Source organism: Streptomyces sp. NPDC029526, from assembly GCF_040637405.1.
In the GTDB taxonomy this organism is placed as follows: domain Bacteria; phylum Actinomycetota; class Actinomycetes; order Streptomycetales; family Streptomycetaceae; genus Streptomyces.
Map to the genome: position 1 here is coordinate 88,250 of NZ_JBEZWE010000008.1, position 23,772 is coordinate 112,021.

The following is a 23,772-nucleotide window of genomic DNA, read 5'->3' on the forward strand; positions in this document are numbered from 1 at the left end:
GGTGTCTTCCTCCGGGTGCCCGCTCCACGGTCCGGCAGTCCCGGTACGCCGCCCGGGGGCCCCGGGCGGCGGTGGGATGCGGCGGCGGGCCGGCCCGGTCAGACGTTGACGCCGAAGTCGGCGGCGATGCCCGCCAGTCCGGAGGCGTACCCCTGCCCGACGGCGCGGAACTTCCACTCGGAGCCGTGCCGGTAGAGCTCGCCGAAGATCATCGCGGTCTCGGTGGCCGCGTCCTCCGACAGGTCGTAACGCGCGATCTCGGCACCGTCGGCCTGGTTCACGACGCGGATGAAGGCGTTGCGCACCTGGCCGAAGCTCTGGCCCCGGTTCTCGGCGTCGTGGATGGAGACGGGGAAGACGATCCGGTCGATCCCGGCGGGGACACCGGCCAGGTTCACCTTGACGGACTCGTCGTCGCCCTCGCCCTCACCGGTGAGGTTGTCGCCGGTGTGCTCGACCGAACCGTCCGGGCTCCGCAGGTTGTTGTAGAAGACGAAGTGCTGGTCGGACGGCACCTTGCCGGAGGCGTCCAGGAGCAGCGCGGAGGCGTCCAGGTCGTAGTCCGTACCGGTGGTGGTGCGGACGTCCCAGCCCAGGCCGACCAGAATGGCGGTCAGCCCCGGCGCCTCCTTGCTCAGCGAGACGTTGCCGCCCTTGGACAGGGAAACTCCCACGGTGTGACTCCTTCTCGGCGTGCGCGGTCGGGACCCGGTGCGTGCGTGGCCCCGCTCCCGTCGAATCTACAGCACTGTAGAACGAACGGAGGGGTGGCCCCGGGCCGCCCCTCCCGCGCCGGGCACGCTCAGCCCTCGTCCCCCTCGTCCCCGTCCTCGTCGTCCTCGAAGAAGTCCCCCACCTCGTCGACGACTTCGGCCGCGACCAGGCCGCCGGCCACACCGACGGCGAGGCCCGCGGCACCCGCGGCGACCGCCGTGCCCATGCCCGGACCGGAGCGGTGGTGCCCCTCGTGGTGACCGCCGAGACCGTGCCCGCCGTACGGGTCGCCGTGGCCGTACGCGCCGTGAGCGCCGTAGGAGGCCCGGTGCTCCACCAGGTGGCGGATCCAGCCGTCGACCTCGGCGACCGGGTCGGCCGGGCCGTCGTGGGGGACGGTGAAGCGGGTGATCGCGTCGTGGCCGCCGGAGAACGGTCCCCCGCGCTTGTCCGCCTCCAGGACCACCTCCATGCCGCCGGGGTGTGCCAGGAAGGTCACCTCGATCTCGTTGACCTGGTGGGCGTACTGCGGCGCCGGGGTGAGCTCGATCTCCTGGTAGAAGGGGAGCTGTTGTCCGGTGCCGCCGATCCGCCCGTACTCCAGGTCCGCGGAGCGGAACCCGAAGCCGAGCTGTCCCAGGGCCTCGAGGACCGTTTCCTGGGCGGGCAGCGGAGCCACCGCCAGGGCGTCGAGGTCGCCCTTGTCCCGGGCCCCGGCCACCGCCAGTTCGGTGCGCACGCCGAGCACGATGCCCAGGGGCTGCCCGTGGAGTTCGGTGACGGGTGTCTCCCAGGGCAGGGTCACGGCGAACGGGACGTCACGGTGCTCCTCTTCGGCGAGGCGGAAGCCGCCGCCGACGGTGAAGCGCTCGAAGGCGACGACCCCTTCGCTCTCGCCCTCCTCGTGCTCGGCCTCGACCCGGGCCACCAGCTCCAGGGTGATGTGCTCGATGTCGAAACCGGCGCTGCCGCCCCGGAGGCGGACCTGCCCGGTGAGGGTGCCGCCGGGACGGACCGGGGCGGGATCGAGGACCGTGTCGACGGTGGGGCCGCCGACTCCGAGGGAGCCGAGCAGTCGCTTGAACACCATGGTGGCGTCCACTCCTTACGCATACGTGTGCCACGAGGGACAGCTCCGCACGGGGCCGGACCCTCTACAAACGCGTAGAGCATAGAGCCGCGGACGGCGGCAAAAGGCCAGGTCGGGGCGGGCGCCACGACATCGGCCGAAAAGCGTCTGCCGCCGACTCCGGGGGCCGTGGTCGTGCGGGGCGGTCGGGGCGGGTGGCGTGGCAGTTGCCGCGCCACCGCGACCCGGCGCGGCCGGGCCCCGCCGTCCCCGCCTCACGGTCGGTGTCGGCGCCCGTGCAGGGCGGTGCTGTCCTCACCGCTGTCCGCCTCGGCGGGGGCGCCGGCGCGGGATCCCGAGCGAGCGGGAACCCGCGCGGGCCCGGGGAACCGGAGCTGGAACCCTGAAGGCCGAACAACCGGAGCCGGACCCGCGGGATCCCGAGGACCGGAGCCGGACCCCGTAGGGCCCGAGGGACCGAAGCCGGGCCCCGTGGCGCCTGAGCCGGCTCCGCCGCTCCCGTGAGCGGCACCGGCCCGCCACCGGCACCCGTCGAGCGGCGGCACGGGGTCCGCGCCGGCTCGGTCCGCCTCCGTCCCCCGGCCCCCGCCCCCGTCAGGCGCTCGGCGCTGGTTCCGGTTCGCCGGCGTCCGGTCGGGCCGGCGGTTCGACGAGCTGTTCACGGAGGTGGTTCCAGACGACGGCGATCAGCGCGGCGACCGGTACGGCGAGCAGGCTGCCCACGATGCCGGCCAGGCTGCCGCCGAGCGTCACCGCCAGCAGGACGACCGCCGCGTGCAGGCCAAGCCCGCGGCTCTGGATCATGGGCTGGAACACGTTGCCCTCGAGTTGCTGGACGCCCACGATGATGGCCAGCACGATCAGCGCGTCCATCAGGCCGTTGGACACCAGCGCGATGAGCACCGCGACGAACCCGGCGAACAGGGCTCCCACGATGGGAACGAACGCGGACACGAAGGTGAGCACGGCCAGCGGCAGCACGAGCGGGACGTCGAGGATCCACAGTCCCAGTCCGATGAGCACGGCGTCGATCAGGCCGACCAGGGCCTGGGAGCGCACGAAGGCGCCGAGCGTGTCCCAGCACCGGCCGACCGTCACCGGGACGTGGACCCCGAGCCGGCCGGGGAGCTGACGGGACAGCCACGGCAGGAAACGCGGCCCGTCCTTGAGGAAGAAGAACATCAGGAACAGGGCCAGGACGGTGGTGACCACTCCGCTGAACACGGTGCTCACGCCGGTCACGACGGAGCCGGCGATGGTCCCCGCGCTGTCCTGGACGCGCGCGGTCGCCGCGTCGAACGCCCCGGCGATCTGGTCGTCCCCGATGTTGAGCGGAGGCCCGGCGGCCCATTCGCGGAGCCGGTCGATGCCCGCGATGACCCCGTCGGTCAGCTGACCGGACTGGGAGGCGACCGGCACCGCGATCAGCGCCACGGTGCCGGCGGCGACCGCCAGGAACAGCACGGTCACGACGGACGCGGCCACGGCGGGGGGCAGGCCGCGGTTGCGCAGGGCCCGGGCCGGGGGCCAGGTCAGCGTGGTGAGCAGCAGGCCGACGATCAGCGGCCAGACCACCGGCCACATACGGCCCAGGACCCAGAGCACCACCGCGGCCATCAGCAGCACGAGGAGCAGTTCACCGGAGATGCGCGCCGAGGTGTGGAGCGCGGCGCGCGCTCTCCTCGAACTCAACGTGGCAGACATGGGCTTCACCCTATGGGGCCCGTGGTGCCGCACTGGTGTCCAGGGCGGATGTGACCGGCCGCCGTGTCAGTCGAGCGGCTCCAGCGACAGCCGGGCCTGGCGCGGTGCGCCGTCGTGGACGAGGGACTCGTGGTGACCGACGTCGTCGAAGGCGAAGGCGTACGCCTTGCCGTCGGCCATCTGCGCGTGCACGGCGCGGGCGTAGTGGTTGGTGACGACCGGGTCCCGGTAGAAGGCGCCCGGGCCGGTGTCGGGCTGCTGGGAGTTGACCAGCAGGGTCGTGCGGTTGAACCCGGCGCACAGGGTGCGGGAGATGGGGCCGCGCACCTGGTCGTTGGGGGCGTCGAGCCTGCGGTGGCAGCCGAAGACGGAGGAGGCGTCGGGCTTCTCGAAGCTGGTGACGACCGCTCCGGTGGCGTCGGTGAAGCGCAGGACGCCGCCGGAGACCCGTCCGGAGTAGCGGATGCCGGGCCGGTCGGCGAAGGGGGTGACGGTCAGGGTCGAGGCCGTGTACTTCTGCCAGACGCGGTTGATGTAGTCGTCCATGACGGTGGCGGGCAGCGCGCCGGTCTCCACGCCGTAGAGGGGGGACAGCGCGCGCAGCACGGTGCCGTCCGACCGGGTCTGGATCAGTCCGGCCCAGCCGCCCGGTTGCCCCCGGAGCGCGTCGAAGAGGCCCCGGTACCCGCCGGGCTTCAGTTTCCCGGCGCTCACCGAGGTGCCGTCGGCGCGCTGGAGGCCCACGGTGTACGGCGCGGAGAACATGTCGACCTGGGTGCTGTTGAGCCACAGGCCGTCGTCGTTGAGCGTGTACTCCGACCAGTTGAAGAGGATGTCGCGGTTGGGGTCGGTGGGGTTCTGCACGGCGGGCTGGACCAGTCCGCCGGTGGTCAGCTTGAACTCCAGTTTCCGGCCGTAGGAGAAGTAGATGCGTCCGGAGAACTTGGGGACGCGGATGGTCGTGGACTGTCCTGCCGCCGGGCCGGGTATCGCGGCGTCGGGGGCGGGTGTCGGCGGGTTACCGCCCGGGGGCCACGGGTGGAAGGTGCCGCCGGCGTCGGCCCAGCCCTGTCGGCCGGTCGACAGCTGCGTGCCCAGGTTGTAGACGTACACCCGGTCCGACCGGCCCGAGTTGTTGGTGATCGTCAGGGGGACGGTCTCCGGTACCGCGGCCGCCGGCGCGGGGGCGGCGGCCCGGGCGGGGGTCGCCGAGGCGGTGGCGGCGAGTGAGCCGGCGAGCATCGTGGCGAGGGTCAGCCCCGTGGCCAGGGCCCGCCGTCCGAGAGTGCGCAGCATGGTGCTTCTCCGTTCGACTGTTGCCGATTCAGCTGAATGAGAGCGCTCTCAGCGTCGCGCTATGGCAGGGACCTGTCAACGCATCGCGGAAGAGCAAGTTCCGGCCCATGTCGGGGAGTTCCGCTTCACCGCTCGGATTCCGGTTCGCTGCGGTTGCGGCGCGAGGGTCGTCGGTGTCGCGGGGCTACTGCTGGGCTGCGGTCAGGGCTCTCGCTGCACCTCACCGCGCGTCGAGAAGGTGACCGGGCCCCCGGCCGCGAAGTCCCCCGGCGGGATGCCGGGGTGGTGCCCCTCGGACGGCGCCCGCGCTTCCGCGGGACGGGGGCCGACGGCGAGCCGGGAGACGATGCGGTAGCGGTCCCCGCGGTAGAGGGAGCGGACGTACTCGACGGGCCGGCCGGCGGTGTCGGTGGTCAGACGCTCGAAAAGCAGGGCGGGGGACAGTTCGGGCACGTCGAGCAGGTCGGCCTCGGCCCGGGTCAGCACCGTCGGCTCGATGGACTGCACCGCCTCACCGACCTGCACGCCGTGGCGGTCGCGAAAGTGCTCGTACAGGTCGCCCTGCTCCAGTTCCTCGCCGGTCAGAGCCGGCACCAGCGCAGCCGGTACGTGCAGGTACTCGATGGCCATGGGCGAGCCGTCGACCAGCCGGAGCCGGGCCGCGTACCGGATCCCGGCCGCCGGCGACAGGCGCAGCCTCCGCCCGACCCGTGCCCCGGCCGGCAGGGTGCGGAGCTCCATCAGCCTGCTGGTCCACCGACCGCCCGCGCGGGGCAGACTGAAGGAGTCCCGCTCCGGGACCAGTTCCTGAGTGATCTTCTCTTCGGCCACGAACATCCCCCGGCCGTGCTCCCGCACCAGCAACCCGGCGCCGACCAGTTCGTCCACGGCGGCACGCACCGTGGGACGGGACACGCCGAGCCGGGCACACAACGCCCGTTCGGACGGGATGGCGTCGCCGGACCGTCGCGCCTCGATCAGTTCCAGGATCGCTTCGCGGACACGCTCGCGCTTGAGCACCGCGCCCGAGACGGCGGCGTCGATCTCCATACGGCTCCCCCGGTCCTCTGTTGGTGTGTCGGTTCGTGCGGCTCGTTGGTCCGTTGACCCGTTGGCTGCCGGTCCGTCGGTCGTTGGTCCGTTGATCGTCGGTCGCTGTTCCGTCGGTTCGCTGGTTGCCGGTCCGCCGGTCGTTGGGCCGTTGACTGCCGGCGCGCTGGCTGCTTCGGTCGGGCGATCCGCTGGTCGCCGCCGGGCACTGGTATGCCCCCTCACCTTAACTGGTAACCCCAGGAAGGGAGTCGGGCCGTGGTTCCGGGCTTCCGACCGACGAGCCGGCAATGCCTATGAGCAGCACGGGACTTGCCTCGCAGAGGGTTGACGGCTCCCGACGCCCGTGTCACGTTCGGCACGTACCACTGGTAAGGCAGAGGTGGGCAACTGGTCAGTCCCCAGGGCTCCGTCGCCGCCCCGGCGTCTCCCTGCACAGGTCATGCCGGACGGGGCACGGAGCCGCCGGGGCCCGCTGCCGCCCGCCCCGGCCCCGCCCGGCGTACCTCCGGAGCCCGGACGCCACCCACGGCACCGGACGCACGTCCGGCACCACCCCACCGGACGCACGCACCACCCACCGGCTCCGCCCCGCACCGTGCCCCGCTCCCCCACGCCCGCTTCCCGGCGGGACTCCGAAAGGACCACGGATGAGCACTCCTCCCCCCACTTGGCGCCGCGTGCGCGCGGTTCTCGCCGTGACCGCGCTCCTGGCGGGTTCGGCCCTGGCAGCCGCACCCGCCGGCGCCGCCCCGGCCGCCGACGGCGCCGTCGCCGTCCAGTACCGCACGAGCGCCACCGGCCCGACCGCCGACCAGAGCGAGCCCTGGCTGAAGATCCGCAACACCGGGTCCACCACGATCCCGCTGAGCCTCGTGAAGGTGCGCTACTACTTCTCGGCGGACGCGCCGGACGCCGCCTACCGCTTCGCCTGTTCCTGGGCCGTCCGGGGCTGTGCCGCCGTGACGGGCACGTTCGGGACGCCGGAGCGGCCCACTCCGACGGCGGACCGCTACCTGGAGATCGGCTTCACCGCCGGAGCCGGATCCCTGGCGCCCGGGGAGGACACCGGCGACCTGCAGCTCCGCTTCCACCGGTCGTCGTGGCAGCCGCTGCGGCAGAGCGACGACCACTCGTTCGCCGGGGAGCGGACCGCGTACGCCGACTGGGACCGGGTCACCGCCCGCATCGGCGCGGAGACCGTGTGGGGCACGGCGCCCGGCGGTGACGACCCGGACGATCCCACGGACCCGACCGACCCGACCGATCCTCCAGCCGGTGGTCAGGCCCTGTTCGACGACTTCGACTACGCCTCACACACCGACCCGGACCTCGCGGCCCACGGCTGGCACGTGCGGTCGAACGCGGGCGGCCCGGGGGTGCCCGGGGCGACCTGGGACCCCTCCCGGGTCACCTTCGCCTCCTCTGGCGGCACCTCGGTGATGAACCTGCGCACGTCCAGCGCGGGCACCGGCGCGTCCACCGTCCACACCGAAGTCCTCACCCGTGCCACGAAGTTCCGGAACGGCACTTATGCCGCCCGGGTGCGGTTCTCCGACGCGCCCGTCCACGGGCCGGACGGCGACCACGTCGTGCAGACCTTCTTCACCATCAACGACCTCACGGCCCCGATGGCCGACGACTACGCGGAGTACGACTTCGAGTACCTGCCCAACGGCGGCTGGGGCGAGCCGTCGAACATCCTGTACACCACCTCGTGGGAGACCTACCGACCCGACCCGTGGGAGGCGGTCAACCAGCACACCGAGAGTCGGCGGAGCTTCGCCGGCTGGCACGACCTCGTGGTGACCATCGACGACCGGGCGATCACCTACTACGTCGACGGGCAGCTGTTCGGCACGCACGGCGCCGCCTACCTGCCCGAGCGGCCGATGTCGATCAACTTCAACCAGTGGCTGATCGACCTCCAGGGGCAGACCTCCACCACCCCGCGCGCCTACGACCAGCAGGTGGACTACGTCCTGCACGTCAAGGACCGGGTGCTGACACCGGGCCAGGTGGCGGAACGGGTCGGCGCCTACCGGGCCGCGGACACGTCCTTCGTGGACGACGTGCCGGCTCCCTGACCCGGGCGCGCCCCGGCTCCGCCGACGCCTCCGCCCGCCGTCACCCGCCCGCTGTGTCGCCGCTTCCGCAGGTCATGGCGGACAATGATGTTGGTGACGGCCGCCCGCGCACACCGGCCGTCGCGGAGCGTGGGCGTGCGCCGGAGCGAGGAGGAAGCGCCGCGATGAACCACCGGAAGGTGCGCGACGTCATGAGCGACGCGGTCGTGCGGATCCAGGCCGGCACGCCGTTCAAGGAGATCGCGCACCTGCTGCTCGAATACGACATCACCGCCGTGCCCGTCGTGGACACCGAGGACCGCCCGGTGGGCGTGGTGTCCGAGGCGGATCTGCTGCACAAGATGTGGGGGCGCCAGGAGGGGGACTCCGGGGATCCGCAGCCGGCGTCCCGGCCCACGAAGGCGTGGGCCGTCGACGCTGCCGGGCTGATGACCTCGCCTCCCCTCTGCGCCGAGGAGGATTGGAGCGTCGTCGACGCCGCCCGGGTCATGGCCCGGCGCGGTGTCAAGCGACTCCTCGTGGTCGGTGCGGACGGGCGGCTGACCGGTGTGGTCAGCCGGAGCGACCTGCTGCGCGTGTTCGTCCGCGAGGACCAGGCGATCCGGACGGAGATCGTCGAGGACGTGCTGGTCAGGTCGCTGGGCGAGCCGCCGTCCGCGGTCCAGGTCACCGTCTCGCACGGGTTCGTGGTCCTCACCGGGCGGCTCTCCTCCGGCGCCGCCCCGGTGAAGCTGCTGGAGCTGTGCCGTGAGGTCGACGGGGTCGTGGAGGTGGAGTTCCGGCCCGTGCCGGACGACTCCGACGGTTCGGTGGCCGTCTGACGGTCGGGGCCCGGCCCCGTCCGCGGGGCGCTGCTCGGCTACGGCCGAGGAGCGCCGCCCGGCCTCGTGACGGTCCACGGCCTGCGCTGTTCGGCGGTCGAGGACCTGCCCCGTACGGAGGATCGGTGTGCGGCGGTGTACTCATCACGGACAACATCCGACGACGCACGTCCGGCACCGCACCCGACGACGCACGTCCGGCACCGCACCCGACGGCGCACGTCCGGCGCCGCACGTCCCGGGGGTGCCCCCGCCCGGACGGACGCTCCGGACGGGGGCGGAGTGGGGTCCGGGCGTGAAACCCGGACCGGGGCGGGGGCGGAGCGGGCTCAGTGGGTCGGGAAGTCGTCCGGGGTCCTGAGGTGGTCGCGGATCCAGGCCCCGGCGGGCTTCAGCGACGTGGTGCCGGTCCAGGGGCCGTCGGCGGCGCAGGTACCGCGGGTGAAGACGGCACCCGAGCGGTGGTCGTCGGAGAAGTTCCAGTTGACCCAGCCGATCTTCTTGTCGGCCATCAGGTCGAGGTAGCGCTGGGACCGCGGGAAGTCGTCGGCACCCTCTCCGGCACTGTTCTGGGTGCCGAACTCCGTGACGAAGACCGGGATGCGGTCGGCGGCGCGGGAGAGGGCCGACAGGTACTTCTCGTCGTGGCTGGCGGCGTAGAAGTGGAAGGTGTACATGATGTTCGAGGCGTCGACCGGGTCGGCGACGACCTCGGACTCGTCGGCCCCGTCGGAGACGCCGAGCGAGGACCAGCCCCGGGTGCCGACGAGGACGGGCGCGTCGGCGTCGATGCCCCGGATCACCGGGATGACCTGCTCGGCGTAGTTCTTGATGCGCGGCCAGCTCACCCCGTTCGGCTCGTTGGCGATCTCGTACAGGATGTTGTTCCTGCCCTGGTTGCTCCGGGCGATGTCGGTGAAGAACCGGCGGGCGTGGTCGAGATTCACCATCGGGTCACCGGGGTCCAGCATGTGCCAGTCGACGATCACGTACATGCCGCGGTCGGTGGCCTGCTGGATCAGACGGTTCGCCAGGTCGGTGAAGTGCCGGGGGTTCGTCTCGTAACCGCCCTCCTGGACGTAGGTGGACACCCGCAGGACGTCGGCCTTCCAGTCCGTGGCCAGGGCGTCGAGGGAGCCGTCGGTCAGGCACTGGGCGTACCACTGGGTGCCGTGGGAGCTCATGCCGCGCAGTTGGATCGGGTTGCCGTGCTCGTTGCACAGCTTGGTGCCGCAGACCTCGAGCTGTCCGTTGACGGCGACGGGGGTGCCCGCGGGCGGATCGGCGGGTGGGTCGGCCGGCGGGTCGCTCGGTGGGGTGCCGCCGTCGCAGGGGACGCCGTTGACGGTGCAGTTGAGGGGGTGCCCGAGGCCGGAGGCGTTGAAGCCGAAGCTCTGGCCGGCGCCGGGGGCGACGGTCGCGTTCCAGGAGACGTTGGTGAAACGGTGGTGCTGTCCCTGCTGGGTCCTGGCGGCGGACCAGTGGCTGCCGACCGTGGTGCCCGGGGGCAGGTCGAACTCGACGGTCCAGCCCTCCACGGGTGTGGTGCCGTGGTTGGTGACGACGACGTCGGCTCCGTAGCCGGTGTCCCAGGCGGACGACCGGGTGATCTGCGCGGTGAGCCCGCCTGCGGCGGCGTCGGTCGCGGTGCGGGTGGTGGCCGGGGCACGGTCGGGAGCGGCGGGGGCGGCGGCCGCGGTGGCGAGGGTGAGGAGCAGGGCACTGCCGAGGGCCGCGGCGAGCGCGGCCGTGCGGGGGTGCGGTCGTGCCGGTCTCATGGGGGGTCTCCGTTCGCCCGTGGGGGTAAGTTAGGAAACTTTCCTGACGGGATGGAACCGGAGCGGAGACCGGATGGCAAGGTTCCGGACGGACCGAACACGCACGACTCCCGGGCGGTCGACGCGTCGGGGTGCGTCGGGGGCGCGTCGGGGGCGTGCCGACGGACGGGTGTGCGCGTGTATACGTGCGTGGATACGTGCGCGGGCGCGGGGGTGAGCGGGCAGGCGTGCGCGGGCGCGAGTGGACCGGCGTGCGCGGATGCGAGGGCGTGCGGGGGTGCGAGGGCAGGTGCGTGCGCCAGGGGACGCACCGGTGCGAGGGCGTGCGCCCGGGTCGGCGGAGGCTCGTCTCAGCGCGGAGGCTCTGGCTCCTCTCAGCGCGGAGGCTCGGGCTCGTCTCAGCGCGGGTCGGCCGGGGACTTCCGGTCCGCCGGTGGCTGCTCGCCGGGGCCGCCGGAGGCGGACTCGGGGGCGGACTCCGTCACCTTGCCGCCCGGGTGGCGCAGGGAGACCAGGAAGGCGATGCCCAGGGCGATGGCCATGCCGTAGAAGACCCACTGGTTGGCCTCGGCGAAGTCCATGCGGATCGCCGACATGGTCTCCCGCATGGACTCGGCTGCCCTGCCGCCGCCTTCCGGGACGCGGTCGTCGGAGTGGCCGGTGACCGCCTCGGTGACGCTCCGTGCGACGCCGCGGGCCTCCTCGTCCGGGACGCCGTGGGACGTGAGGGTGTCCACCACCTTGTCGGTGGTGGCGTGGGCGAGCATCGTCCCGAAGACGGCCAGGCCGACGCTGGCCGCGTAGTTGCGCACCGTCTGCGTGATGCCGGTGACCTCGCCGTAGGAGGCGCCGATGGAGCGGTTGACGGCGTCCGTGGAGGCCGGGGCGAGGAGGAAGCCGATGCCGGCGCCCGAGAGGGCCGCGTAGGGCCACTGGTCGTGCATCGACAGGTTGGTCAACTCACCGGCCCACAGGGCGAAGCCGACGGCGCCGAGCACCGTGCCGATCTTGAGGGCGGGGCGGGCGCCGCGTTTGTCGAGGATCCGGCCGCCCCACTGCGAGGCGACGGCGAAGCCGGCGAAGAAGTACAGCAGGAACAGGGCGGCCTGGTTGGGCGAGGCGCTCAGCGAGACCTGGGCGTAGACGGAGGCGAAGAAGAACAGGGGGACGAAGGCGAGCATCGCGAAGAAGAGCACCACCGAGTCCACGGTGAACGCCCGGTCCCGGAAGACCGTCAGGTTGATCAGTGGGTGGCGCTGCCCGCGCTCGTACCGGACGAACAGCGCGAGGAGGGCGAGCCCGCCCGCGATGCACGCCCAGGTGGCGACGTTGTCCCAGCCCCAGAAGTACGCCTGTTGGAAGCCGAGGACGCTCAGCCCCATGCCCAGCGCGATGAGGACCGCTCCGCCGACGTCCAGCCGTTCGTCGCGCCGCCGGTCGGTGATGTGGGCCGTGGCCGTCAGGACCAGGGCGACGATCGCGACCGGGACGTTGACCCAGAAGATGGCCCGCCACGTCCACGCGGTGAGCCAGCCGCCCAGCAGCGGCCCGACGGCGGTCAGCGCGCCGGACAGGCCGAAGAACAGGGCCAGCGCCCTGCCTCGCCGCTCGACCGGGAACACGGCGACCACCACGGCGAGCGCGGCCGGGAAGAGCAGGGCGGCACCCAGTCCCTGGGTGGCGCGGAAGACGATGAGCCAGGTCTGCGCGAAGTCGCCTCGGGGCACGCAGCCGCACAGCACGGAGGAGACGACGAACACGATCGTCCCGGCCACGACCACGCGCCGCGCACCGAGAATGTCCGTCAGCCGGCCGCCCAGGGCGAAGAACGCCGCCAGCGACAGCAGGTAGGCGTTCACCACCCACTGCATGCCGGAGGTGGAGAGCCCCAGTTCGCGGTCGATGTCGGGGGCGGCGATGGAGACGATGGTCTGGTCGATGAACGTCATGGCGACCGCGAACAGCATGGCCGCCAGGGCCACGTTCTGCCGGGCCCGCCCGTGCGGGGACGAAACGGTCCCCTCACGTCCCGAGTGATGGACCTTCATTCGACCAGTCTGCGTCGGAACGGGTGACGCCGCATCCGGTGCGCGGCACCCCCATTGACCAGGCCCGATGCCCGGGGCCCGGCAGGCGCCGGCCGGGCCCCGGGCGTCACCGGGGGCAGAGGGGTGGAGGGTTCGGAGCGTTGGGCAGGCCTTGCACCTGCATCTCCCCGCGGGCGGCGGAGCGTCTTGCCTTGGACCACCAACGCACGGCCCCCGGACGGTGATCCGGGGGCGCGTCCGGTACGACCGTAGCCCTGCACGGGGCGGCGCAGCACGACGGCATCCGCCGGCCGGGTGACGGGCCCGTGCAGGGCTCACGCGGGCCCCGTCGTCGCGGAGGTCCGTGTGGGCCCTGCCGCGCGGCGGGCCCGGGGCCCGACCGTCACCACGCGGCGGACCCGGGCCCGATCGTCACCACGCGCGCCCACGCGGGCGGGCCGTCGGGAACGTATTCGGGGTCGTCCTCGTCCATGGGCGGCCGGTCGCGGGGGAAGAGACCCACCACCGTCCGGCACGGTGGCCGGGTCGCCGGCCACGGTGTCTGTCCGTCCGTGAGGACGACCACGACGTCGGGCCGGGGCCGTGCGGCCAGCGCCCGGGAGAAGCCCGCCCGCAGATCCGTCCCCCCGCCGCCGGTGAGCGGGATGGACCCGGCCCGGCACATCCGGTGCACCCGGCCGGCGGCCGCGTCGCAGGGCAGTGCATCAGCACTCACCTTGCGCGGACGGGACCCCCCATCTGTGTGCACAGTGAGTCGTCATCGCGGCGAGCATAGCCACGCGGCCGACGGACTGTCAGCGCGTTTTTCTCCGGGCCTGCCTCACCGGCCCCGCCCGGGACGCCACGTGACATCACGTCAGCTGTTCGAGGTTGGGCGGGGCGCTCCGGTGGGCATCAACTTGTCATGCACCTGCGGGCGCGAGGGCCGGGTCCGCAACCCGTGGAGGTGTGGGATGGGCCGAAGACTCGCCACCGTGCTCGCCGCTCCGGTCCTGGCCGTCGTGACCGCCCTGGGCACCGCGACCGCCGCCCACGCCGCCCCGGCCGACAAGGCGCGGGTCCTGTCGGGCTGGACGCAGACCGGCGCGTCGAGTCAGCAGAGCTGGAACGCGGCCCAGGCCGACCGGCCGGCCTGGGCCGCCTACGGATTCGACTGGTCCACCGACCACTGCTCCTCCTCCCCCGACAACCCGTTCGGCTTCCCGTTCTCCGCCTCCTGTGCCCGCCACGACTTCGGCTACCGCAACTACAAGGCCATGGGCATCTTCTCCGCCCACACGTCACGCCTCGACGACGCCTTCCACGAGGACCTCGAACGGGTCTGCGCCGGGTACGGCGGGGCCACCGGGACCGCGTGCGACAGCACCGCGTGGACCTACTACCAGGCCGTGCGGGCCCTCGGCTGACCCGCCGGTCCGGCGGCCGGGCGTCGCCGCTCACCCCACTGGAGCGGCGCCGCCCGGACCCGTCGGCGGTCCCGGACCGGACGGCTACCTCCGGCCGCGCACCAGTATGTACAGGAAGTACGGCGTCCCGATCACGGCGGTCATCAGGCCCGCGCCCAGCTGGGCGGGGGCGATGACCGTGCGGCCCAACAGGTCGGCCGTGCAGACGAGTACGGCGCCGAGCAGCAGCGCCACCGGCAGCACCCGGGTGTGCCGGCGCCCGACGAGGGCCCGGGCCGCGTGCGGGGCGACGAGGCCGACGAACCCGATGGTGCCCGCCGCGGCGACCGCGGTCGCGGTGAGCAGCACGCTCAGCACGAGGAAGCCCAACCGCCCGCGGGCCAGGCGCAGTCCGAGGAGCCGGGGGGTGTCCTCGTCGAGGGACACCAGGTCCAGCTCCCGGTGGCGTACCGCCGTCAGCCCGATGCCGGCCGCCAGCACGGCGGCGAGCGGCAGCACGTCGGGCAGGGACCGGCCGTAGGTCGAACCGGACAGCCAGGTCAGGGCCTTGGTGGCGTTGAACGGGTCGGTCAGCACGATCAGCAGACTGATCAGCGCCGTGGTGCCGGCCGCGACGCCGACACCGACGAGCACCAGCCGGTTCTGCTGGAAGCCGCCCCGCGCCGCCAGTCCGAAGACGAGGGCCGCGGTGACGGCGGACCCGGTGAAGGCGGCTGCGGCCACGCTCCAGGAGCCGGCCACCGGCACCGTGGTCACCAGGATCACGGCGCCCAGCGCGCCGCCGCCGGAGACGCCGAGCACGGCGGGCTCGGCCAGCGGGTTGCGGGTGACGGCCTGCACCAGGGTGCCGGCCAGCGCGAGCGCGGCCCCGGCGAGGAGCGCGGCGAGCACCCGGGGGACGCGGGTGTCCAGCACGAAGGAGACGGTGCGGCCCGCCCTGCCCTGCGCCCAGTTGACGACGTCGCCCAGCAGCAGCTTGCTGTCGCCGACCAGCACGGCCGCGATCGTGACGCCGGCCAGCACCACGACGAGGGCGCCGAGGGTGGCGAGGAAGACGGCGCGACTGCGGATGCGCAGCGTGTCCACGGCGGCGGCGCCCGCGGTGTCACGCAGCCGGGCCGCCATGACGACCAGGAACACCGCGCCGACGAGGCTGGTGACCACGCCGGTGGGCACGGCGACCGACCGCTCCGCCGACACGAACGTCCGCAGCAGCACGTCCGCCCCGAGTACCAGCGCGGCCCCGGCCAGGCCGGCCAGCGGCACCGCGGCCCGCAGCCGGAGGACGCCGCGCAGCCGTCGGGCGAGCAGCCGGACGAGGGCGGGGGCGCACAGGCCGACGAAGCCGATGGGCCCGGCCAGGGTGACGGCCGCCGCGGACAGCAGGGTCGCCAGGACGACCGTGGTGATCCGCGTCGAGCGGACCGGTACGCCGACCCCGCGGGCCGCGTCCTCGCCGAGGGCGAGGGCGTCGACGCGGCGGGCGACGAGCAGGAGCCCGGCGAGCCCCACGACGACGACGGGGAGCATCCGCACCACGCCGTCGAAACCGTTCTGACCGATGCTGCCCTGGTTCCACTGGTAGAGGCCCTCGGTCTGCTCCGGGTAGAGCAGCAGCAGGCCCTCGGTGACGGCCGTCAGTCCCAGGGCGAGGGCCGTACCGGCGAGCACCAGGCGGACGGTGCCGGCGCCGAGGCCCGACAGGCCGAGCACCACGGCCGCCGCCGCCAGTCCGCCGGCGAAGGCGACGCCGGAGGAGGCGAGCAACGGCAGCGACACCCCGGTGACGGCGACGACGCCGAGCGCGGCGTAGGAACCGGCGTTGACCGCCAGGGTGTCGGGGGAGGCGAGCACGTTGCGGCTGACGGCCTGCAGCGCGGCGCCCGCCATGCCGAGCGCCGCGCCGACCAGCAGCCCCGCGGTCATGCGGGGCAGCCGGGAGGCGACGACGACGGACGCGTCGGCCGGGTCGGCCCGTCCGGTGAGGGCCTTGAGGACCTCGGCGGGGCCGACCGCGGCCGTGCCCTGGGTGATGTCGACGACGGCCAGGGCCGCGACCAGGAGCACGAGCGCGGTCGTCACCGCGGCCGCGCCCGTCCGGGAGGTGACGGTCTCCGGACGGGCGGAGGGGGTGGTGGCGGTGACGGCCATCGCGCTACTTCGTCAGGGCCGCGACGAGCGCGTCGACGTAGGCCGACATGGAGCCGGGGCCGCCGAACATCCAGATGCCGTCGGGCAGGCGGTGGACGTCACCGGACTTCACGAACGGCAGCGACTTCCACACCGAGTTCTTCGCGAGCTGCTTGCCGAAGGGGTCGCTGTTGGGGTCCTTGTCGCTGCCGATGTAGGCGAACTGGACCTCGCCGAGGCCGGTCAGGCCCTCGACGTCGGTGGCTGCCAGACCGTAGGCCTCGTCGCCCTTCTGCTTCCAGGCGTTCTTCAGGCCGAGCCTCTCGTTGACCTCGCCGATGAGGGACGTGGCGGTGTACGGGCGGACGGAGACCTGGTTGGAGGTCACATAGCCGTCGGCGAAGGCGATCTCCTCGCCGTCGAGACCCGCGTCGGCGAGCGCCTTCCCGCCCTCGTCCAGCTTGGCGTCGAAGTCCTTCTTGAGGGTGGTGGCCCGGTCGGTGGTGCCGGTGGCCTTCGCGATGAGGTCGATGTTCTCCAGCATCTGGTCGATCTGGCCGGCGCCGTCGGCGGACTGCACCGCCAGGACCGGGGCGACCTCGCGCAGCTGCTTCACGGCGGCCGGCGGGAGGTCGCTGGTGGCGACGATGAGGTCCGGCTTCAGCGAGGCGATGGTGTCCAGGCTGGGCTCGCCGCGGGTACCGATGTCCTTCGGCTCGCCGGTGAGCGGGACGGCGGTGTCCCAGGCCCGGTAGCCCTTGACGTCGGCCACCCCGACGGGGTCGACACCGAGCGAGACGAGGCTCTCGACGACGTTCCACTCGGTGCCGACGACCTTCTCGGCCGGGCCGTCGAGTTCCACCTTCGCGCCGGTCGCGTCGGTGAGGGTGATGGCGTCGGTGGACTTCTCGGAGTCCTTCGCGGCCGGTTCGGTGGTGCCGCAGGCGGCCAGCAGGAGGGCCGCGGCGGTGACGGCGGGCAGGGTGCGCAGGAGGCGTGTCATGAGGGGGTGGTGAGCCTTTCTCGGGTGTGGTGGCGGCCTATCGCGCGGGTGCGCAGCCTGCCGGTCAGGGGGTCGGTGGCGACCTCGATCCGGATGCCGTAGACGTCCGTCAGCCGGTCGGGGGTCAGGACCTCCTCGGGGCGGCCCTCGCAGACGACCCGCCCCCCGGCGAGCAGCACGATCCGGTCCGCGACGGCCGCCGCCTGGTCGAGGTCGTGGAGCACGACGCCGACGGCGATGCCGTGGTCGTCCGCCAGATCGCGGACGAGGTCGAGGAGTTCGACCTGGTAGCGCAGGTCGAGGTAGGTGGTGGGTTCGTCGAGGAGGAGGACGCCGGTCTCCTGCGCGAGGCATCCGGCCAGCCAGACGCGCTGGAGCTGACCGCCGGAGAGGTGTTCGGCGCCCCGCTCGGCCAGTTCGGCGACGCCCGTCATGGCGAGGGCGCGGTCCACCGCCTCCCGGCCGCCCGGGTCGGCCCCGCCCCATCGGCCGCGGTAGGGGTAGCGGCCGAACTCGACGACGTCGCGCACGGTGAGTCCGCTGGGCGTGGGGCGTCCCTGGAGCAACAGGGCTACGTGCCGGGAGAACTGACGGGGGCCGAGCGCCAGGGCGTCGGTGCCGGCGTCGAGGGTGAGGGTGGCGCTGCGGGGCCGCTGCAGCCGGGCGACGGTGCGCAGCAGGGTCGACTTGCCGCTGCCGTTGGGGCCGACGAGGACGGTCACCTCGCCGGGCCGCAGGGCCAGCGAGGCGTCGTGGACGACGTCCACGCCGTCGTAGGCCACCGTCACGCCGTCGGCGGTCAGTTCGTGGCCACGCGGGCCCGGGGACACCTCTTCACCAGGTTTCACGGGGCAAGGTTAGCCTACCCTTAGTCCACGTTATGCACCGGTGACCTGCGGGCTTGGCCGCCCGCACCGGAGCGGCCCGGAAGCCGCCCCGCGGGTGCGGCCGAGGGCGCCGCTTCCCTCGTACGTGTGGAGACCGCACGGCGGATCGCCCATCCGGGTGACGGGGACCCGGGCCCGGCGCGCCCGCGTCGGTACGGTGCCGCGGTGACCTCCACCTCAACCGAAACTCAGCCGTGGCGCGCCGCCGACCTGGGCTCCCTCGTCGTGATGGCCTGGCGCCGGGAGACTCCCGACGGCGACATCCCCTTCCTGCTCGCCTGCTCGCTCGGTGACGGGGCGAACGGTCCCGAGGCCGGCGCCGACGCCGTGCGGCAACTGCTGCAGGCGGCCGGACTCTCCGTGGGCGGCGGCCTCGTCGACGCCAGCGGGCAGTCGGGCGAGTCGGCCGGCGTCCTCGTGGTGCCGGGCGCCGCCTCCCTGACCATGCCGGGCCTCAACGCGCAGTTCGCCCCGCCGCCGAAGTGGGCGGCGGCGGCCGGCGAACGCTCCTACGTCTACCTCCTGTTCGCCACCCGTCCGTGGCCGGAGGGGGTGAAGCCGGGCGACCTGGAGACGCTGGACGCGTTCACCTCCGACCAGGAGACCCTGACGTCGGCCGCCCATGTGCTGCTGCCGGTGCGGAGCCTGCGCGCCGGCTGAACCCGGTTCCCGCGCCCTCGCCCCGTATGTGAGCCTCCGTCAGTCACCGGCCGCGACGGCCGCGTCCGCTCACGCCGCCCGCCCCGCGTCCCCGCCCGGCGGGCGGCACGCGGTCAGAACAGCCGCCCCTGCTCGCCGGGGGCCGGCGGACGCGGCGCGCGGCGCGGGCCGGAGCGCTGCTCCGGGGCCTCCCGGCCGAACAGCGGGGCGGTGCCGTACGCGTCGGGCTCGGCCGGCACCACGACCGGGCCGGTGCCGACGTTCAGGCACAGCGGGGCGTCCCGGTCGAAGTCGCCCGGCGTCATGGCCGTCCAGTCGCACTCCCGGGACCCGTCCACCGGCGCTCCGCTCCCCCGCCCGCCCATGTCGTCCCGCCCTTCCTCCCGGACGCCCCCGCCCCTCTTCCCGGGCACGTCCCGCACGTCCCGCACGTCCCGCTCGCGGAGCCGGACCACGCTCCCGTCGCTTGGGTGACGCACGCCACATCCTCTCCCTGTCACACCGCATCGAGCCGCTCCGTCAGAGGTGTGTACCCCATGACGAACGACCCAGGAGAGATCATGACCGATGCCCGTGTCGACTTCTTCGGCAACGCCCTCGCGGCCCAGGTACTCAAGCACATCAACTCGGCGGGCGCGGCGCTCACCCGCTCGGCGCTGCCGACGACCACCCAGGAACTGGTGAAGATCCGGGCCAGCCAGATCAACGGCTGCGGCTTCTGCACCGACATGCACACCAAGGACGCCGTCGCGGCCGGGGAGACGCACCAGCGGCTCCACCTGGTCGCCGCCTGGCGGGAGGCCACCGTCTTCACCGAGGCCGAGCGCGCGGCCCTGGAACTCACCGAGGAGGCCACCCGTATCGCCGACGCGGCCGGGGGCGTGCCGGACGCGACGTGGGCCAGGGTCACCGAGCACTACGACGAGGACCAGTCGGTCGCACTCATGTCCCTCGTCGCGCTCATCAACGCCTACAACCGCATCAACGTCATCAACCGGCAGCCCGCGGGCGCCTACCGGCCGGGCCAGTTCGGCTGACCGGCCGCCGGCCCCGGGCCGGAGGCGGGGCGGAGGCGGGGCGGAGGCGGGAACGGCGCAGGGGCACGCCCGGTGCGGGCGTGCCCCTGCGGTGGGTGCGATGTGACGGCGGCTCAGGACGCCGCGCGCTTCGGCAGGCGCCAGCCGGGCCGCACGAAGTGGCAGGTGTAGCCGTCCGGGTAGCGCTGGAGGTAGTCCTGGTGCTCGGGCTCGGCCTCCCAGAAGGGGCCCGCCGGCGCGACCTCGGTGACCACCTTGCCCGGCCACAGTCCGGACGCGTCGACGTCGGCGATCGTGTCCTCGGCGACGCGCTTCTGCTCGTCGTCGAAGTAGAAGATGGCCGAGCGGTAGCTGGTGCCGACGTCGTTGCCCTGCCGGTTCCTGGTGGACGGGTCGTGGATCTGGAAGAAGTACTCCAGGATCGTACGGTAGTCCGTGACGGCGGGGTCGTACGTGATCTCGATCGACTCGGCGTGCGTCCCGTGGTTGCGGTAGGTGGCGTTCGGCACGTCGCCGCCGCTGTAGCCCACGCGCGTGCTCAGGACCCCCGGGAACGTGCGGATCAGTTCCTGCATGCCCCAGAAGCAGCCGCCCGCGAGCAGCGCCTTCTCCTCGGTCCTCGTCATTCGTTGTGCCCTTCTCCCGCGTCGGCGGCGGCTCCGCCGGGCGCGGACCCGGCGGACAGCCGTTCGTTCAGCAGTGACAACCGCTTCCGGCAGCCGATTGTTCCGGGTGCCCCCGGCAGCCGTGCGGGCGGGTCCGAGGGCGGGGCGTGACGGCGTGCGGCGGCGCCGGTTCGCGCGACACGTCTCCCGCGTCCGGCAGCCACCGACCGGCTCCGCCGGGCGGACGGGGCCCGGTGGGCGCGGGCCGTCCGGGGGCCCGGCGCGCGTGGGGCCCGGCAGCCGGGGTGCCGGCGGACCGGGACCCGGTGCGTCCGAGGGTCGGGGAGCTGGGGTGCCTGCGGGCCGGGCCTTGGTGCGCCCGAGGGTCGGGGAGCTGGGCGCGCGTCCCGTCCGGGGCCCGGTGCGCGTGGAGGTCGGGTGGCTGGGCGCGCGTGCCGTCCGGGACCCGGTGCGCCCGAGGGTCGGGGAGCCGGGCGCGCGTCCCGTCCGGGACCCGATGCGCGTGCACCCCGGCAGCCGGGGTGCGGGCGGGCCGGGACCCGGTGCACCCGAGGGCCGGGAGCCGGGCGCGCGTCCCGTCGGGGACCGGCGGGCCATCGCTCGCGGCCTCCCCGCAGGGGGTGTTAGAACGGAGACATGGCCGGTTTCCTCGGCCGCCTCCGACCGGTGGTGACCGCCCGCAGCGTCGCCCGTGAGGTCTTCGCGCTGCACCTGGCCCTCGTGCTCGTCCTCGTCCTCGCCGCCGCCGCGGCCCTGGTGCTGCAGGCGCGGGCGGACGCCGAGCGGGAGGCACGCGACCGGGCGCTCGCCGTCGCCTGGGCGTTCGCGAGGGCACCCGGCCTCGAGGAGGCCCTGGCCGCCCCCGACCCCAGTGCCGTGCTGCAGCCGCGGACGGAGAGCGCGCGACGGGTGGCGCGGGTCGACTTCATCGTGGTGATGACCCCGGAGGGCATCCGGCACACCCACCCGGATCCGGCGCTGATCGGCCGGCGCCACGGCGGCACCATCGCCCCGGCCGCGGCCGGCGGCACGGTACGGGAGACCGTCAACGGCACCCTGGGGCCGTCCACCCGGGCCGTCGTCCCGGTCGTGTCGGTCGGCGAGGGGACCGTGGTGGGGCTGGTCGCCGCGGGCATCACCCTGGAGGGGGTCGCCGACACCGCTGACGGCCACCTCCCGCTGCTGCTCGCCGCCACCGCCGCCGCCCTCCTCCTGTCCCTGCTGGGCGCGGCCCTGGTCGGCCGGCGCCTGAGGCGGCAGACCCGCGGGCTGGAACCGGCCGAGATCACCCGGATGTACGAACACCACCACGCCGTCCTGCACGCCGTGCGGGAGGGGGTGCTGATCGTGGCGGCCGACGGACGGCTGGCCCTGGTCAACGACGAGGCGCGCCGCCTGCTGGACCTGCCGCCCGACGCGGAGGGCCGCACGCCCGAGGCCCTGGGCATCGACGAGGACCTGGCCCGGCTGCTCGCCGGGGGCCGGACCGTCACCGACGAGGTGCACGTGGCCAACGGCAGGGTGCTGGCCGTGAACCAGCGTCCGACCGCCCGCGACGGCGAGCCGTCCGGGTCCGTCGCCACCCTGCGCGACACCACCGAGCTGCGTGCCCTCTCCGGACGGGCCGACGCCGCACGGGAGCACCTCAGCCTGTTGTACGACGCGGGGGCGAGGATCGGCAGCCGGCTCGACGTACCGCACACGGCCCGGGAGCTGGCGGACCTGGCCGTGCCCCGGTTCGCCGACGCCGTCGCCGTCGACCTGCCGGAGGCCGTGCTGCGGGGCGAGGAGCCGCCGGAGGACGACCTGCCCCCGCTGCGCCGCGTCGCGGTCCGGGGCGGTGCGGACGGCATGCCGTTCCCGTCGGCCGGCGAGCCGATCGCCGTCTCCCCCACCACCCCGCAGGGCATCGCCTACCGCTCCGGCGACAGTTTCCTGCAGCGCGACACGGCGGCGCACTCCGCGCGGCAGGCCCCTGAGCAGCCGCTCGCCCCCGGGGGCGACGTCGCGAGGGCGCACTCGGTGCTCGCGGTGCCGCTGCGGGCCCGGGGCACCGTCCTGGGCGTGGTGACGTTCTGGCGCTCGCGCACCACCGAGCCGTTCGGGTACGAGGACGAGTCGCTCGCCGAGGAGCTGGTGGCGCGGGCCGCGGTGAGCATCGACAACGCCCGGCGGTACGCCCGCGAACACGCCCTGGCGGCCGGCCTGCGGCGCAGCCTGCTGCCCCGGACGCTGCCCGCGCAGAACGCCGTCGAGGTCGCCCACCGCCACCTGCCCGCCCCCGCGGGGCGGAGCGGGGCCGGCGGCGACTGGTACGACGTCGTCCCGCTGCCGGGCGCCCGGGTGGCACTCGTGATGGGGCACGTCATGGGCCACGGGCTGCACGCCGCGGCCACCCTGGGGCGGCTGCGCACGGCGGTGCACACCTTCGCCGCCCTGGACCTGCCACCCGAGGAACTGCTGTGGCGGCTGGACGAACTCGTCAGCCGCATCGACCGGGAACACGACGGCACCGGGGAGCCCGCCCGGGTCACCGGGGCGAGCTGTCTGTACGTGGTCCACGACCCCTGGTCGGGCCGGTGCACCCTGGCCCGCGCCGGACACCCGCGCCCGGTGCTGCTCGCCCCGGACGGCCGGGCGGACCTCGTGGACGTGCCGGACGCGCCGCCGCTGGGGCTCGGCGGCCTGCCGATGGGGACGGCGTCGCTGCTGCTGTCCCCGGGCAGCACCCTGGTACTGCCCGGCCACGGCCTGCTGGGCGAGAGCGACGGCGAGGGCGAAGGCAGCGGCGAGGGCGAAGGCAACGGCGACGGCAGCGGCGAGGGCGGCAGCGACGGCAGCGGCGAGCGGTGGACGCTGCTGCGGCAGACGGTGGGACGCGCGGGAGCCGGGGCCGGGGCCGGGGCCGAGGCGGTGTGCGAGGCGGTGTGGGAGGCGCTGCTCCCGGAGCGTTCCCGCGACGACATGGCCCTGCTGGTGGCCCGGACACGCGCCCCGGACCGCCGTCGCGTGGCCTGTTGGGACGTTCCGCACGAGCCCGCCGCGGTGAGCGGCGCGCGGGCGGCGGTGCTGCGGACGCTGGCGGAGTGGGGGCTGTCGGCGCAGGCGTCCGTCACGGAACTGATCGTCGGTGAACTCCTCGCCAACGCCGTCCGGCACGCCTCCCCTCCGGTGCGGGTGCGGCTGATCCGCGACCGGGCGCTGATCTGCGAGGTCTCCGACGGCAGCAGCACCTTCCCGCACCTGCGCCGGGCGACGGGCACCGACGAGGGCGGGCGCGGCCTGTTCCTGGTGGCCCGGCTCGCCGACCGGTGGGGCACGCGCTGCACGCCGGGGGGCAAGGTCGTCTGGGCCGAGCGGTCGCTGCCGCTGGGCCGCGACTGACGGTGGGGCGGCGGGGCCGCGACTGACGGCAGGGCGGCGCGCCCGGCCGGG

18 protein-coding genes and 1 pseudogene are annotated in these 23,772 nt (G+C 74.0%); 6 read left to right on the forward strand and 13 right to left on the reverse strand.

The annotated features are described in order from the left end of the window. Positions 1-98: 98 nt before the first annotated feature. The 5 genes from AB0F01_RS19255 to AB0F01_RS19275 form a co-directional block, all read right to left on the reverse strand. Positions 99-674, reverse strand: coding sequence for a TerD family protein (locus tag AB0F01_RS19255; RefSeq protein ID WP_362096847.1), 576 nt, complete (start codon positions 672-674; stop codon positions 99-101). Between the two features lie 128 nt (positions 675-802). After that, complete coding sequence (locus AB0F01_RS19260; protein WP_362096850.1) at positions 803-1,804, reverse strand: sporulation protein; 1,002 nt, start codon at positions 1,802-1,804, stop codon at positions 803-805. Between the two features lie 594 nt (positions 1,805-2,398). Beyond that, positions 2,399-3,508 carry an AI-2E family transporter gene (locus AB0F01_RS19265; RefSeq protein ID WP_362096853.1) on the reverse strand — a complete coding sequence of 370 codons (1,110 nt, stop codon included), beginning with the start codon at positions 3,506-3,508 and terminating at the stop codon, positions 2,399-2,401. 66 nt (positions 3,509-3,574) lie between these two features. Further along, positions 3,575-4,804: a glycoside hydrolase family 64 protein gene (locus AB0F01_RS19270; protein ID WP_362096856.1), complete on the reverse strand. Its 1,230-nt coding sequence runs from the start codon at positions 4,802-4,804 to the stop codon at positions 3,575-3,577. 201 nt (positions 4,805-5,005) lie between these two features. Continuing rightward, positions 5,006-5,854: a GntR family transcriptional regulator gene (locus AB0F01_RS19275; RefSeq protein WP_362096858.1), complete on the reverse strand. Its 849-nt coding sequence runs from the start codon at positions 5,852-5,854 to the stop codon at positions 5,006-5,008. A 650-nt stretch (positions 5,855-6,504) separates the two neighbouring features. On the opposite strand from AB0F01_RS19275, the gene AB0F01_RS19280 reads away from it, so the two are divergent. Together AB0F01_RS19280 and AB0F01_RS19285 are read left to right on the forward strand one after the other, a co-directional pair. Next, entirely contained in the window at positions 6,505-7,941 is a 1,437-nt protein-coding gene (locus tag AB0F01_RS19280) for a cellulose binding domain-containing protein (RefSeq protein ID WP_362096861.1), read from the forward strand. Between the two features lie 164 nt (positions 7,942-8,105). Further along, positions 8,106-8,762, forward strand: a complete 657-nt coding sequence (locus AB0F01_RS19285; protein WP_362096864.1) for a CBS domain-containing protein — start codon at positions 8,106-8,108, stop codon at positions 8,760-8,762. Positions 8,763-9,091: 329 nt separating this feature from the next. On the opposite strand, the gene AB0F01_RS19290 is transcribed toward AB0F01_RS19285, so the two are convergent. The 3 genes and pseudogenes from AB0F01_RS19290 to AB0F01_RS19300 all read right to left on the reverse strand — a co-directional run. Continuing rightward, positions 9,092-10,540 carry a cellulase family glycosylhydrolase gene (locus AB0F01_RS19290; protein ID WP_362096867.1) on the reverse strand — a complete coding sequence of 483 codons (1,449 nt, stop codon included), beginning with the start codon at positions 10,538-10,540 and terminating at the stop codon, positions 9,092-9,094. 398 nt (positions 10,541-10,938) lie between these two features. Then, positions 10,939-12,507, reverse strand: coding sequence for an MFS transporter (locus AB0F01_RS19295; RefSeq protein ID WP_362097199.1), 1,569 nt, complete (start codon positions 12,505-12,507; stop codon positions 10,939-10,941). A 463-nt stretch (positions 12,508-12,970) separates the two neighbouring features. Continuing rightward, a pseudogene (locus tag AB0F01_RS19300) lies at positions 12,971-13,288 on the reverse strand (VWA-like domain-containing protein); the annotation flags it as partial. 253 nt (positions 13,289-13,541) lie between these two features. On the opposite strand from AB0F01_RS19300, the gene AB0F01_RS19305 reads away from it, so the two are divergent. Continuing rightward, on the forward strand, positions 13,542-13,994 hold the full coding sequence (locus tag AB0F01_RS19305) for a phospholipase (RefSeq protein ID WP_362096870.1): 453 nt from the start codon (positions 13,542-13,544) through the stop codon (positions 13,992-13,994). Positions 13,995-14,078: 84 nt separating this feature from the next. Here AB0F01_RS19305 and AB0F01_RS19310 read toward each other — a convergent pair whose 3' ends face one another. From AB0F01_RS19310 to AB0F01_RS19320, 3 genes are read right to left on the reverse strand one after another with little or no spacing between them, the layout of a single operon-like run. Next, a complete protein-coding gene (locus AB0F01_RS19310; protein ID WP_362096873.1) occupies positions 14,079-16,145 on the reverse strand; it encodes an iron ABC transporter permease in 2,067 nt (688 codons plus the stop codon). 4 nt (positions 16,146-16,149) lie between these two features. Then, the gene (locus AB0F01_RS19315; protein ID WP_362096876.1) at positions 16,150-17,127 is read right to left on the reverse strand and encodes an iron-siderophore ABC transporter substrate-binding protein; all 978 of its coding nucleotides are present in this window, start codon (positions 17,125-17,127) and stop codon (positions 16,150-16,152) included. After that, entirely contained in the window at positions 17,124-17,975 is an 852-nt protein-coding gene (locus tag AB0F01_RS19320) for an ABC transporter ATP-binding protein (RefSeq protein WP_362096879.1), read from the reverse strand. The genes AB0F01_RS19315 and AB0F01_RS19320 overlap by 4 nt, the downstream gene beginning before the upstream one ends. 204 nt (positions 17,976-18,179) lie before the next feature. Here AB0F01_RS19320 and AB0F01_RS19325 point away from each other — a divergent pair, with 204 nt between their 5' ends. Continuing rightward, positions 18,180-18,674 carry a DUF5949 family protein gene (locus AB0F01_RS19325; RefSeq protein WP_362096882.1) on the forward strand — a complete coding sequence of 165 codons (495 nt, stop codon included), beginning with the start codon at positions 18,180-18,182 and terminating at the stop codon, positions 18,672-18,674. Positions 18,675-18,787: 113 nt separating this feature from the next. Here the strand turns inward: AB0F01_RS19325 and AB0F01_RS19330 are convergent, their stop codons facing one another. Then, complete coding sequence (locus tag AB0F01_RS19330; protein ID WP_362097202.1) at positions 18,788-19,012, reverse strand: hypothetical protein; 225 nt, start codon at positions 19,010-19,012, stop codon at positions 18,788-18,790. 222 nt (positions 19,013-19,234) lie between these two features. Here AB0F01_RS19330 and AB0F01_RS19335 point away from each other — a divergent pair, with 222 nt between their 5' ends. Beyond that, positions 19,235-19,711, forward strand: a complete 477-nt coding sequence (locus AB0F01_RS19335) for a carboxymuconolactone decarboxylase family protein (protein ID WP_362096885.1) — start codon at positions 19,235-19,237, stop codon at positions 19,709-19,711. Between the two features lie 113 nt (positions 19,712-19,824). On the opposite strand, the gene msrA is transcribed toward AB0F01_RS19335, so the two are convergent. After that, positions 19,825-20,337: a peptide-methionine (S)-S-oxide reductase MsrA gene (gene msrA / locus AB0F01_RS19340; protein ID WP_362096887.1), complete on the reverse strand. Its 513-nt coding sequence runs from the start codon at positions 20,335-20,337 to the stop codon at positions 19,825-19,827. A gap of 636 nt (positions 20,338-20,973) precedes the next feature. On the opposite strand from msrA, the gene AB0F01_RS19345 reads away from it, so the two are divergent. Continuing rightward, positions 20,974-23,721: a SpoIIE family protein phosphatase gene (locus tag AB0F01_RS19345; RefSeq protein WP_362096889.1), complete on the forward strand. Its 2,748-nt coding sequence runs from the start codon at positions 20,974-20,976 to the stop codon at positions 23,719-23,721. Positions 23,722-23,772 lie beyond the last annotated feature (51 nt).

What these genes read in the sequence shown, in the direction of transcription:
- AB0F01_RS19315 (WP_362096876.1), bottom strand. Translation starts at nt 17,127, where the DNA reads ATGACACGCCTCCTGCGCACCCTGCCCGCCGTCACCGCCGCGGCCCTC.
- AB0F01_RS19280 (WP_362096861.1), top strand. Translation starts at nt 6,505, where the DNA reads ATGAGCACTCCTCCCCCCACTTGGCGCCGCGTGCGCGCGGTTCTCGCC.
- AB0F01_RS19285 (WP_362096864.1), top strand. Translation starts at nt 8,106, where the DNA reads ATGAACCACCGGAAGGTGCGCGACGTCATGAGCGACGCGGTCGTGCGG.
- AB0F01_RS19310 (WP_362096873.1), bottom strand. Translation starts at nt 16,145, where the DNA reads ATGGCCGTCACCGCCACCACCCCCTCCGCCCGTCCGGAGACCGTCACC.
- AB0F01_RS19295 (WP_362097199.1), bottom strand. Translation starts at nt 12,507, where the DNA reads ATGCTGTTCGCGGTCGCCATGACGTTCATCGACCAGACCATCGTCTCC.
- AB0F01_RS19345 (WP_362096889.1), top strand. Translation starts at nt 20,974, where the DNA reads ATGGCCGGTTTCCTCGGCCGCCTCCGACCGGTGGTGACCGCCCGCAGC.
- AB0F01_RS19335 (WP_362096885.1), top strand. Translation starts at nt 19,235, where the DNA reads ATGACCGATGCCCGTGTCGACTTCTTCGGCAACGCCCTCGCGGCCCAG.
- msrA (WP_362096887.1), bottom strand. Translation starts at nt 20,337, where the DNA reads ATGACGAGGACCGAGGAGAAGGCGCTGCTCGCGGGCGGCTGCTTCTGG.
- AB0F01_RS19260 (WP_362096850.1), bottom strand. Translation starts at nt 1,804, where the DNA reads ATGGTGTTCAAGCGACTGCTCGGCTCCCTCGGAGTCGGCGGCCCCACC.
- AB0F01_RS19275 (WP_362096858.1), bottom strand. Translation starts at nt 5,854, where the DNA reads ATGGAGATCGACGCCGCCGTCTCGGGCGCGGTGCTCAAGCGCGAGCGT.
- AB0F01_RS19265 (WP_362096853.1), bottom strand. Translation starts at nt 3,508, where the DNA reads ATGTCTGCCACGTTGAGTTCGAGGAGAGCGCGCGCCGCGCTCCACACC.
- AB0F01_RS19290 (WP_362096867.1), bottom strand. Translation starts at nt 10,540, where the DNA reads ATGAGACCGGCACGACCGCACCCCCGCACGGCCGCGCTCGCCGCGGCC.
- AB0F01_RS19270 (WP_362096856.1), bottom strand. Translation starts at nt 4,804, where the DNA reads ATGCTGCGCACTCTCGGACGGCGGGCCCTGGCCACGGGGCTGACCCTC.
- AB0F01_RS19305 (WP_362096870.1), top strand. Translation starts at nt 13,542, where the DNA reads ATGGGCCGAAGACTCGCCACCGTGCTCGCCGCTCCGGTCCTGGCCGTC.